11 protein-coding genes are annotated in these 11,996 nt (G+C 44.5%); 4 read left to right on the forward strand and 7 right to left on the reverse strand.

The genetic code is table 11. The annotated features are described in order from the left end of the window. Positions 1-12 precede the first annotated feature (12 nt). The 5 genes from IRJ18_RS13215 to IRJ18_RS13235 all read right to left on the reverse strand — a co-directional run bounded on the left by IRJ18_RS13215 (position 13) and on the right by IRJ18_RS13235 (position 5,891). Positions 13-1,905 (reverse strand): DNA topoisomerase IV subunit B, encoded by a 1,893-nt coding sequence (locus IRJ18_RS13215; protein ID WP_194106797.1) that lies wholly within the window; start codon positions 1,903-1,905, stop codon positions 13-15. Between the two features lie 108 nt (positions 1,906-2,013). Then, the gene (locus tag IRJ18_RS13220) at positions 2,014-3,717 is read right to left on the reverse strand and encodes an outer membrane beta-barrel protein (RefSeq protein WP_194106798.1); all 1,704 of its coding nucleotides are present in this window, start codon (positions 3,715-3,717) and stop codon (positions 2,014-2,016) included. Then, a complete protein-coding gene (locus tag IRJ18_RS13225; protein ID WP_194106799.1) occupies positions 3,714-4,301 on the reverse strand; it encodes an RNA polymerase sigma factor in 588 nt (195 codons plus the stop codon). The genes IRJ18_RS13220 and IRJ18_RS13225 overlap by 4 nt, the downstream gene beginning before the upstream one ends. A gap of 140 nt (positions 4,302-4,441) precedes the next feature. Beyond that, the gene (locus IRJ18_RS13230) at positions 4,442-5,197 is read right to left on the reverse strand and encodes a hypothetical protein (RefSeq protein WP_194106800.1); all 756 of its coding nucleotides are present in this window, start codon (positions 5,195-5,197) and stop codon (positions 4,442-4,444) included. 115 nt (positions 5,198-5,312) lie between these two features. Then, positions 5,313-5,891, reverse strand: a complete 579-nt coding sequence (locus tag IRJ18_RS13235) for a hypothetical protein (protein WP_194106801.1) — start codon at positions 5,889-5,891, stop codon at positions 5,313-5,315. A gap of 110 nt (positions 5,892-6,001) precedes the next feature. Between IRJ18_RS13235 and IRJ18_RS13240 the strand changes: the two genes are divergently transcribed. Beyond that, entirely contained in the window at positions 6,002-7,333 is a 1,332-nt protein-coding gene (locus tag IRJ18_RS13240; RefSeq protein ID WP_194106802.1) for an APC family permease, read from the forward strand. A gap of 331 nt (positions 7,334-7,664) precedes the next feature. Next, positions 7,665-8,828 (forward strand): trans-sulfuration enzyme family protein, encoded by a 1,164-nt coding sequence (locus tag IRJ18_RS13245; protein ID WP_194106803.1) that lies wholly within the window; start codon positions 7,665-7,667, stop codon positions 8,826-8,828. On the opposite strand, the gene IRJ18_RS13250 is transcribed toward IRJ18_RS13245, so the two are convergent. Beyond that, entirely contained in the window at positions 8,825-9,313 is a 489-nt protein-coding gene (locus IRJ18_RS13250; protein ID WP_194106804.1) for a transposase, read from the reverse strand. The genes IRJ18_RS13245 and IRJ18_RS13250 overlap by 4 nt on opposite strands. A gap of 7 nt (positions 9,314-9,320) precedes the next feature. Continuing rightward, positions 9,321-9,782 carry a MarR family winged helix-turn-helix transcriptional regulator gene (locus IRJ18_RS13255; protein WP_194106805.1) on the reverse strand — a complete coding sequence of 154 codons (462 nt, stop codon included), beginning with the start codon at positions 9,780-9,782 and terminating at the stop codon, positions 9,321-9,323. A 394-nt stretch (positions 9,783-10,176) separates the two neighbouring features. Between IRJ18_RS13255 and IRJ18_RS13260 the strand changes: the two genes are divergently transcribed. Both IRJ18_RS13260 and IRJ18_RS13265 read left to right on the forward strand, forming a co-directional pair. Continuing rightward, complete coding sequence (locus IRJ18_RS13260) at positions 10,177-11,331, forward strand: XdhC family protein (RefSeq protein ID WP_194106806.1); 1,155 nt, start codon at positions 10,177-10,179, stop codon at positions 11,329-11,331. Further along, the gene (locus IRJ18_RS13265; protein WP_194106807.1) at positions 11,324-11,914 is read left to right on the forward strand and encodes a nucleotidyltransferase family protein; all 591 of its coding nucleotides are present in this window, start codon (positions 11,324-11,326) and stop codon (positions 11,912-11,914) included. The genes IRJ18_RS13260 and IRJ18_RS13265 overlap by 8 nt, the downstream gene beginning before the upstream one ends. The last annotated feature ends 82 nt before the right edge of the window (positions 11,915-11,996 follow it).

The following is an 11,996-nucleotide window of genomic DNA, read 5'->3' on the forward strand; positions in this document are numbered from 1 at the left end:
CGATATTTTGTTTTACACCGCTACCGGCAGCACCTCATCCTCCTCAACAGCGATAGTTGGGTTAACGGTTTCGTCATCCTTTTCAACACGCAGGTTTTGAATGATATGCTGTTGGCGCACAGGCGTATTCTTACCCATAAAGTATTCCAGCAGGCCTTTAATGTTGGCGTCTTTCAGGATCACCGGGTCAAGGCGGATATCTTTACCGATGAACAGGCCAAACTCCTCTGGTGATATTTCACCTAAGCCTTTAAAGCGGGTGATCTCGGGTTTTACACCCAGGCGGTTGATGGCGTTTATGCGTTCCTCATCGCTATAGCAATAAACTGTTTCCTTTTTATTACGCACCCTGAACAGCGGGGTTTGCAGGATAAAAACGTGCCCGGCTTTCACCAGGTCGGGGAAAAACTGCAGGAAGAAGGTCATCAGCAAAAGGCGGATGTGCATACCGTCTACATCGGCATCGGTAGCAATTACTACGTTGTTGTAGCGCAGGTTTTCAATACCATCTTCAATATTCAGCGCGTGCTGCAGCAGGTTAAATTCTTCGTTCTCGTATACCACTTTTTTGGTCAGGCCAAAGCAGTTCAGTGGCTTACCTTTCAAACTAAATACCGCCTGCGTCATCACATCGCGCGATTTGGTGATCGATCCGCTGGCCGAGTCACCTTCCGTAATAAACAGCGTAGTGTCTTGGCGGCGCTCGTGCGTATCTTCAAAGTGCAGTTTGCAATCGCGCAGCTTACGGTTATGAAGCGATGCTTTTTTTGCACGCTCGTTAGCCAGTTTTTTAATACCGGCAATATCCTTACGCTCACGCTCCGACTGCAATATCCGGGCTTTCAGGGCATCGGCAGTAGCGGGGTTTTTGTGCAGGTAATTATCCAGTTCCTTCTTTACAAAGTCGCCGATGAAGGTACGCACCGATGGCCCTTCAGGACCAACGTTTTGCGATCCCAGCTTGGTTTTAGTTTGCGATTCGAAAACCGGCTCCTGTACTTTAATGGCAATAGCCGCCACTATAGATGCGCGGATATCCGAGGCATCGTAATCTTTATCATAAAACTCCCTAATCGTTTTCACCACTGCTTCACGGAATGCCGCCTGGTGGGTACCACCCTGGGTAGTGTTCTGACCATTCACGAATGAATAATACTCCTCGCCATATTGCTGCCCGTGGGTCATGGCTATCTCAATATCAGGGCCTTTCAGGTGAATAATGGGGTAGCGGATGTTTTCAACATTGGTGTTTTTAGTCAGCAGGTCATACAGGCCGCGTTCTGAAAAGAATTTTTGCCCGTTGAAGTTGATGGTCAACCCCGAGTTCAGGAACACGTAGTTCCATATCATGGTCTCTACAAACTCCGGTATAAAATGGTAGTTGCGGAAAATAGTATCGTCGGGGAAGAAGTTGATTGCCGTGCCGTTACGCTGCGTGGTCTCTTTCTCCGGTTCATCACGTACCAGTTCGCCTTTGGCAAATTCGGCCAGCTTAGTGCGACCATCGCGGTATGACTGTACGGTAAAAACGTTCGATAAAGCATTAACCGCTTTAGTACCCACACCATTCAAACCAACCGATTTCTGGAAGGCCTTACTATCGTACTTACCGCCGGTGTTTATTTTAGATACGCAATCGATCACCTTACCCAATGGTATGCCCCGGCCGTAATCGCGCACGGCAACCTTATGGTCGCTCATGGTAATATCAATGGTGCGGCCTGCCCCCATCACAAATTCATCAATAGAGTTATCTACAATCTCCTTCAGCAGCACGTAGATACCATCGTCGTAAGCCGAGCCGTCGCCCAGTTTACCAATGTACATACCCGGCCTAAGGCGTATGTGTTCCTTCCAGTCTAACGACCGTATACTATCATCCGAATATTCAACTTGTTCTGCCATCTGTATTTTGGAAAGTTTAACGCGCGTTTGCGTTTACGCAAAAATAATAATAGCAACGACTTTTAGGCGGGGAAGTATTCCACATATTAACAATGTGGCCATTGGAAATTACCGGGGCTTATTAAATTTAAACCCGATTGTAAACTGCAATGAACCGCTGTTTGCTTTATAACTTCCAAAGTCCGAGGTCACATGATAACCACTCAGGCTTTTAAGATACGTGGCATCTATAGTAAAACGACCAAACTCTAACCCCAGCCCCGCGGAGAGCCCAAGGTTTATTTTTTGATCGTACCGTGCTGCTCTTATTTGCCCTGTTACCTTTTTATAATAAACCGTATCCTTGTTTATGGTAGTTGGTGTAAGGCTATTATTTATACTAAGTTGTTTTACCGGGATATTGATCACCGGCCCGGCTTTCACGCTTATGTTATCTGTTATTTTATAAGCTATATGTACAGGTAAACTCACAAACCAAGCCTTACGCTCGTCGGTCACCTGGATGATCTTGCCTGAATCAACCTTACTGCCGTTAGCGTGGCTATAACCTCCACTTATTTTTTGCGGGTTCAAGGCTTGTAACTGCAAATTTATGCCCCATTTTTCATTAAAGTGGCACGTGCTGAATAAACCCAGGTAAGCATCAATAGGGAAACTACCATAGATGTTTGAATTTTGAGCCTTAGGTGTAAAACTGCCCGAAGTATTTACCCCGGCTAAAATACCCCAGTCTATGCGTGAAGAATGTACCGAGGACGAATCGTTGGAGTTGCTTATCTTCTTTCGTTTGTCCTTTTTGTTGTCTTTACTTGTAACAACAGGTTGCCTGCGGCGGCCGTTTGATTTGGCAGGATTATTTTTTGCCAAACTATCATTCAAGCTGGTGTTATTACCCGATGATACAGCAGACTTGTTATCCCCTTTTTTCACATCAGCATTGTTTAACCCAGATTGCACGTTTGTGTTGTTGGCGCCTGTCTGTACAGCCTGTTTATCAGTAGTACTGGTTTGTTGGTGCTGTGTATTATCTCCAATTAAACCAGCAGGTAAAATATTTCTTAAAGAATCTATTTTAACCGGCGAGTTACTACCACCGGGCTGACCATTGCCGGCATTTTCTTTGCCAGGCTTATTGTTTCCTTTGGCAGCGGTATTAGCCGCAATAAATGGCGCCCCGTGTTGTGTCAATCGGTTCACCCCACCCTTATACTTACCAGATATTGGCGACTGATTGTTATTGCTATGTGTTAACAACTTATTTGAATTTAAAACCTGAGTTGAATTCAACACGGCTGCGCCATTTGGCTGGTGACCTGCTTTGTTAGCTGTCAATGTTCCTGCAGGTTGATTGGCTGTGTTATTAACATTTGCTAATGTTCCCGCTGGTTTAGTTTTTTTATTATTCGTAACAACATTATTGGCAACTGAATCTGTTAATGCTGTTTGATTTTTGCTGATAATTGCGGAATCCGCTGTAATGTTGCTGTGCGGATTGGTATTCGATACTATCATGGTATCATGTTTACCTGCAAGAATATCCGGCTTTTGCTGCTTATTAATTTTCGGCCCGGCCAGTTGCACCACCAAATAAGTAGCAACAATGGCTACTGCCGATAACCCGGCTATGGGGCCTGCTTTAAAGAATTTGGCAAGGTGGCTTGCCCCGCTGCCGCCAGTTGCGCTGTGGGTTTGGGGCAGGTGCTTGTCTAATACCTGCTGCATATCCAGCCAGTCCTTATCCGGGTCGGCAGTGATATTCAGTTCATCACGCTTCTTCTGCCATAGTTTGGAGTATTTCAAAAGATCTTTCATTGCTGTTTTCCACTCCTTTCCTTAGGCTGATTGGCAGATTGTCCGGCTGGTTGCAGCCATTCCCTTAATTGTCTTTTAGCTTCGGCTAAATGCCAGCGCGATGTCCCCTCGCTTATATTCAGTTGCTCACCTATTTCCTTGTGCGAAAAGCCATCCATCACCGATAAGTTGAATACTGTTTGGGTTGCAGCAGGCAGTGTGCGGATGTGCTGAAGTATATCTTCAAAATAAAGCTTATCTAAAATATGAGGTGCAATAAACTGATCATCGTCATCCTGCACCGGACTGATCAGGTTGTTAAATTTTAGTTCTTTCCGGCACAAGTCAATAGCTGTGTAGATCATTATCTTTCTTATCCACCCTCCTAATTCCCCTTTTTCGGCATCAAAATTATTAATGGATTGAAATACTTTTAAAAAACCGGTATTAAAAGCTTCTTTAGCCAATGCTTCAGCAGACAAATAAGTGTAGCATACACGCAGCATTTCGCCATGAAAAAGCTTGTACAAGGCTTCTTGCGCTGTTCGGTCGTTATTTATACACCCCTTTACCAGTTTTTCAGCTTGTGCTTTGGTAAGATTCATTCAGAAAGTTCGTTCATCAGCCAAAACATCTTCGTGCACCGAAACAAAAACGCTGGGTATCACAAAAAATATTTTACAATAAATATAAAAACAGATCGACCCTAACAAGTATCGATCTGTAAAAAGCTATATCAATTGCTTTACCGGGTAATTATTTTAGGGTTAATAACGACACCACTGGTATAAGTCCAATTAAAAGTGATTGTGGCTGATGTTACTACTATGCTGCCTGTATAGGTAGTACCATTTAAACTTATATTAAGCGGGTAGGTGCCATTGGCTAACAGGGCAGCGCTTTGTTTAAAATTAAGGCCGCCATGCAATGTTGATGTTGAGCCGGTGCATGTACCAAACTCTGTAATGTTATTAAAAGCAAGCTGATAATTGCCTGCATCTACACTGCCGGTAAAATTAAGCCTGTCGGTAACACAATAGGTATTGGTAGTTTGAAAATTAAGGTAAATGTAAGTACTATCGCTATATACGCTTTTATACAAGCCAGGGGTAATACTCATCTGATCGCCGGTTAAAGGCAGGGTAGTGCTACCTGCCGGCGGGGTATAAACCGATGAGTTGACCTTGATAGTTAAACTTTCGGTATTTACGCCATTTATACTGGCCTTAACATTATAAGTACCGGCTTGGGTAAATTTAATAGCGGCGGCATTTTTGTTGGTTGATATACTATTAGCTCCCCCTGGCGTAACTATCCAGCTGATGTTATCGGTAGCCTTTGCATCAACAGCCACCAGGGTATCAGGCTCGTTAATTTTCACTTCAGATTTGGTTGCAGTTAGCTGGCCGTTTGCCGAGATAATGCCATCTAATTTATTACAACCCTGGATAATAAAATACGCAGGCAAAATGGCAAACAAGCAATAAATTAATTTTTTCATTTTTGATGATTATTGATGTGTTAATGATTCTGTTTATTGCATCATCGTATCAAAAATCAAATATGTTGGGTGGATAGGCAATTATTTCCCAAATGGTTAGAAGGGGTTGGCGGGATTATGGCTTAAACCTAATACAATTACGCGCCTTATTAATGTTTTTAAAAAAATCGGGGCCTTTGTCGTTGGTCATACAAAGTGCCATTATGGTGCCTTTGCTGTTTTTTTGCAAGGTGATAAGCAAAGCAAACTTATAGTGTTTTGTAGCAGGCGAGTCGGACAGATAAATAAAGTAGCTTCTTCCTGCATCGGCATTATAATCGGTCAATACACGTTCGGGCATGCCGTGGGTATAATAATGATTATCACCGGCTAAAAGCTTTGCTTCTGCTTTGCCCATTTCTACATAAAGTGAATCGGAAGTATTATCTGTTTGCGGGGTAACCTTTAACCATATTTCAAAATCCTCGCCGGGTATGGTCATGCCGTAATTAAATATGTTATCGCCGGATACAGGTAATTCTTTAAAACCTTCGGGCAGGGTAAAAGTAACGTTTGAACGGGATGCTATTTTTGAAAAGCTCTTATATTCATGGCTTTCCTTTGCAGGTTTGGTTTGAGCAATAGCTGCCCCCATGCAAAACAGCAGGCAGGTAATTAACAATATTTGTTTAATTTGCCGTGACGAATAATTCATCAGATGATGTGATACAGATCAGTTAAACGAATATATAAAATATTGGTTCGGGTTTTATATCATATTTTGAAATTATAATATTAAGAAAGCATTTTAACGTTTAGATAAACATGAGTATCATCCCACGACTTAACCGGTTCGACCTGACCATGATCGTTATCAGCCTGGTGATAGGCATGGGTATTTTTGCTAACCCCAGCGAGGTGGCCGTACGGGCGGGCAGCACCTGGATATTCTTCGGCGCCTGGTTATTCGGCGGGCTGGTTACCCTGTGCGGGGCGCTCACCTTTGCCGAGATTGGCGCACGCTATCCGCACACAGGCGGTTTTTATAAGGTATTTTCATATTGCTATCATCCCGCCTTCGCATTTATGATCAATTGGGTACTGGTTATCAGTAACGCAGCATCGGTAGCTGTGGTGGCCATTATCGGTGCCAATTATATTAACCCGGTATTACTGCCCCCCGATTGGCAATCGCCGTTATATGTACAAATAGTAGCGGTAGTATCGGTATTGATCCTTTATGCCCTGGCATTTTTAGGCATAAAAGTTAGCGCCCGCACCCAAAACCTGTTAACATTATTTAAAGTGCTGGCCATTTTGGTTTTATGCGGCGCCGTTTTTATGCACGATGATACGCACATGATAGTGAAAGGATTACCTAATAACGGTAACATCATCACCGCCCTCGGTTTAAGCTTAGTACCTATATTTTTTACCTATGGCGGCTATCAGCAAACCATCAACTTTGGCGGCGATATTATTGAACCTAAACGTAATATCCCTAAGGCTATTGGCGTGGGTATTGGGGTAGTTATCTTTCTTTACCTGTCTATCAATTTTACTTACTATAAAGTGTTAGGGTTGGGTGGCTTGCAGCAAACCACTACGCTGGCGGCTACTATGGCTGGTGTTATTTTTGGTAGTATTGGCTCAAAAATAGCTTCTGTCCTGATGTTTGTTTCGGTGCTGGCTTATATCAATGTGAACGTAATGAGCAACCCGCGGGTATATTACGCCATGAGTGAGGACGGTATCCTGCCCTATATTTTCCGCAAGGTGAACCCTAAAACACAGGTGCAGGAATTTGGCGTTACCTTTTTTGTACTGTGCATATTGGTGGTACTGTTTTTTGCCGATAGCTTCCGCAAGATGCTGGATTATGTAATGTTTTTTGATACCATAGGCTTATCGCTGGCGGCGCTATCCATCTTCATCCTGCGCAAGCGTACCAAGCAACTAGATGGCACGGGCATTTACACTATTAAATGGTTCCCGCTGGTGCCTGTCATCTTTATCCTCTCCTATTGGTTTGTTACTTTGAATATTTTTTGGGCTAACCCGGGTGCGGCTTTTGTTTGCCTGGGGGTTTTTGCTTTGGGGTTAGCTATTTATTACCTGAGTGTTTATTTGAATAAAGGGAAGATCCCGACGAAATAATGGAACCATTTGTTGAAAGCACCGAAACGGCGGATGAAAGATCGCTAAAGGCCATGAAGAAAACTGCCCGGGGCATATTTATATTCCAGTTGTGTTTCCTCTTAATATTTATAATAAAGTGTTGGGATACCTTTAGCACAGGGACTTTTTTAACTATAGCCACGGCCATATACGCGTTAATTTTTAACGGGCTAATGTTAAGCATTTTATTGAAACCGGTGGAACAACTTAACTACCGGGCAACGGAACTAAAGCTTATCATAACGGGTATATTTTTTATAATCCCCGCACTTGGCTTAACCTACTTTTTGTTTATCGTTCCAACTATCCCATGAATATCTCCTACATACTAAACGAACTTGGCGAAGACCGTGACACGTATTTTAATGCCATAGCGCCGCCGATTGTACAGAGCAGCAACTTTACCTTCAATACGGTAAATGCTTTTCGCGATGCTTTAAGCGATGAGTATGATGCTAATTTATATTCGCGGGGTAACAACCCAACCATCAACATCCTGCGCAAAAAGCTGGCAGCACTGGATGGCGCCGAGGATGCCCTTGTTTTTGGCAGCGGCATTGCCGCGATAGCCATCCCGGTTATTTCGCTGCTGCAACAAGGCGACCATGTAGTTTGTGTAGAGAACCCTTATAGCTGGACCATTAAACTGTTCACCAAACTGCTGCCCCGCTTTGGCGTAACCTGCACGTTTATTAACGGTACGGAGCTGCAAAATTTTGAGGATGCCCTGCAACCCAACACCAAACTGATATACCTGGAAAGTCCGAACACTTTTAGTTACGAGTTGCAGGACCTGGCAGCCATCGCCCAGTTGGCCAAAAGTAAAGGGTTGTTGACGATGGTTGATAACAGTTACTGCTCACCTTTATACCAGCAACCTATTAAGCTGGGGATAGATCTGGTGGCGCAATCGGCTACCAAATACATTGGCGGGCATTCAGATGTGGTGGCAGGTGTGTTAACAGGCAGTCGCGCGCTATTGAAAAAGATATTCGAGCTGGAATACATGAACATTGGGGCCAGCATGGCGCCACAGTCGGCCTGGTTACTGATCCGGGGCTTGCGCACCCTGCCCCTGCGCTTGCAGCGTAGTTTTGAATCTACCAAAGTAATTACCAACTGGCTGCAAAACCACACGGCGATAGATAAAGTAATATGGCCCTTCCTGCCCGGATTTAAACAAGCCGAATTAGCGCAAAAACAAATGCAGGGATGCGGTGGACTGTTCAGTTTTACACTAAAGGACGGATCAGTGCAGAAGATAGAAAATTTCTGTAACAGCCTTCAACACATACTGATGGCGGTATCCTGGGGCGGGCACGAAAGCCTGGTTATCCCCGCCATTGCCACCATTAAGGCAGAAGACTTTGATGCCGGGAATATCCGCCATCAACTCATCCGCATGTACGTGGGATTGGAAGAACCGGAGTATTTGATAGAGGATTTGGAACAAGCGTTAAATAAGCTGGCTTAATATCTTATACTCATAAAAAGGAAGTAAGTAAATACCATAGCTATTGAAATAGCCACAAATAGCCCTACCCTGATATAGTTAAGTTTACGCCAACGGGTTGCAATAATTTGTAATTCCTCATCAGTTGCGGCAAGGTTCTCATTTTTTTGAAATCTGATAATGATGGGTGCGAAATACACTATTGTCCATACTCGCACGGCAAAGTGGATACCAAAAAGCAATAGCAGCCAATTGCGCACCTGGCCGAGATCCCAGCAAAAATAAATGGCCGCCATAAAGGTGATTTCATGCACAGAATGCATAACTATCCAAAAAGTTTTTAAATCGATGCCTTTCAACAGGCTGAATGATGCGGGGGCGTTAGCCGTCCACCGGGGAATAATTACGGCGGTTTCAAAAATTTGTGCCCCGTTCATCAGGAAATAAACAAGCGTGGTGATCAGCAGCCAAAACTCGGCGCGGTGCAGGTAATCGTATGATGGCATTGGTAGGTTATTTATCGTTTAAACTTTGAGTTGCTTCTTCCATTACACCAATAGTGGCTAACAGGTACTGTTCAATAACCTGTTTGTCGCGTTCGCTCAGGGTTGCTATTAACTGCATCATTTTGCTTTGCAGGTTGCTGAATAATGGCGTCAGCAGTGCGGTGATCTTATCCAGTTCCGGTACAATGATAATTTTGCGGCGGTCAGTTTTATCAAAAGCACGTTTTACCAAACCTTTGGCTTCCAGCCGGTCTACCAATCCGGTTATTGCGCCCGTGGTTAAACCAGTTTGTTTGGCCAGTTCGCCGGCGGTCATAGCACCTTTTTTTATCAGCATGGTTAAGTATTTATGCTCGGTGCCAGACAAGCCAGCTTTACGGGCTATCGTTTCATGTAAAATGATGATGGCATCGGAAAAGCGGCTCCCCAGGGCGCTTACTTTATCTGCTTGTTGTACTGTATCCTTCATTTATCTTGTTTAATAAATATCTTAGATACTAAGATAAATACAAACTAAGTATAATGCAAGTAGAATTTACCGATTTTATGGTTTACACATTTTGGGGCTGTAAACTACTTAATACATTCATTATCAATTACTTGTGTAAAAATAAACATCGAATTTTGTAAACCATGTAAACCATGATTTACGGAAGTTTGGCTGAAGCCGACCCTTAGCCTTTTGTCCCGTCCCATAAATGGGACGGCAATGAATTGAAACTATGTCTAGCTATCCTCATTGCCGTTGACTTTAGTCAACGGGTAGAAGGCCAATGAATTGGCTTTAGCCAAACAACAACAAGCTAACCCGATATTGCTAATACAAGTCATTCGGCTTATCTTTACCTAACCAATAACTACCCATGTCTGAACTACAACGCCTTTTAGCCGCTTATGATACCGAACGCCGGTTGGTCAACCCCTGCGCGCTGGCCACGGTGGTTGAGGTGAATGGTTCGGCTTATCGTCGCCCCGGGGCACGTATGCTGGTGACCAATGAAGGTCAGCTAACCGGCACCGTTAGCGGCGGTTGTTTGGAAGGCGATGCCCGCCGCCGGGCGCAACAGGTGATACTGCGTGGCAAACCCGAAATTATCGTTTACGATAGCACCGACATTGAAGATGACTTGGAAAATGGTGCGCAATTAGGCTGCCAGGGCGAGGTCTCTATTTTGATGGAACCAATTAACTTCAATGATGCTTATAATCCTTTAGAATTATTGCGGGAAACCTTTCAACTGCAACAGGCATCGGTACTGGCCACTGTTTTAAAAAGCACCAGCACAACTATAGCAGCGCCTGCTGAACGGGTTTTGTTGTTAAAAGATGGCTCAGTTAAACCGGGGCAAATGAATCCTGACTTTGTAAAGCAGCAAGTGCTGCCAGATATGCACGAGATACTTGCAGTATGTAGTTCTGTTGTTCATGATTATGAATATGCGGGTCAAAGCATCCGCCTGTTTTTGGAACTGATAAAACCCGCTCCCATACTCACTATTTATGGCGCAGGGAACGATGCACAACCCTTATGCCGCATGGCTAAAAGCTTAGGCTGGCGAATAATGATAATGGACGGCAGGCCACTATTAGCAACCAGCACCCGTTTCCCTGAAGCGGAAAAGGTGACTGTGGCACGCGTGGGGGAAATGGACAAGTTTGTAAACACCCAAGGCTTTGCTGTACTGATGAGTCATAATTATTACTACGACCTGGCCGCGCTGGAAGCCCTATCGCAACAGCAAAAAATAGCCTATATTGGCATACTTGGCCCGCGCAAAAAAACTGACCGTATGCTGAATGAACTGGAGCAAAAAGGCATTGACACTGCTACGTTGAACAACCGCATACACAGCCCTATTGGTCTGGATATTGGCGGCGAGAACCCTGAAGAAATAGCGCTATCCATCATGGCTGAATTACAGGCGGTCCGCAATGGCTTTAAAGGCGGCTTCCTGCGCGATGTTGACGCACCTATACATAACCGCAACCCTATTATTAACATATTGAGTAATGGATAATATTGGTATCATTATTTTGGCTGCAGGCAGTTCAAGCCGTATGGGGCAGCCTAAGCAATTATTAAAATATAAAGATACGTCGCTGCTGCGCCACGCGGTGGAAACCGCGCAGGCATCGCGCTGCAAGGGGCCACTGCTGGTAGTTACCGGCGCCCTCCACGATGAATTGTTTAAAGAGTGTGCCGGTCTTAACATAGCGGTGGCGCATAATACTAACTGGCAGCAAGGCATGGCAACTTCCATTCATACAGGATTGCGGGCCTTAACGCGCACAAATCCGGCCACCACCGGCGCGTTAATTATGCTGTGCGACCAGCCCCTTATCACTACCGAGCACCTGAACAACCTGCTGGATATGTTTTTACACCACCGCAGCCAGGTAATTGTGGCTACGGCTTTTGCCAATGTGGTGGGCTCGCCCTGTATATTTAGTCGCGAAGTGTTTGAAACGCTTTACCAGTTGAAGGGTGATAAAGGCGCGCGGCAAATATTCGATGATCCACCACAGCGCCTGGTAACTGTACCGTTTAAACCGGCTGCTATTGATGTGGATACGATGGAGGATTACGAGAGTTTGTTTTAGGAGAGTTCGGAAGTTTTTTCCATCAATGTCATTTCGAACGAGGTACGAGGAGAAATCTTATGCATGCAGCCGGCTGTGCGTA

Origin of the sequence: Mucilaginibacter boryungensis (assembly GCF_015221995.1) — a bacterium.
GTDB classification, from domain to species: domain Bacteria; phylum Bacteroidota; class Bacteroidia; order Sphingobacteriales; family Sphingobacteriaceae; genus Mucilaginibacter; species Mucilaginibacter boryungensis.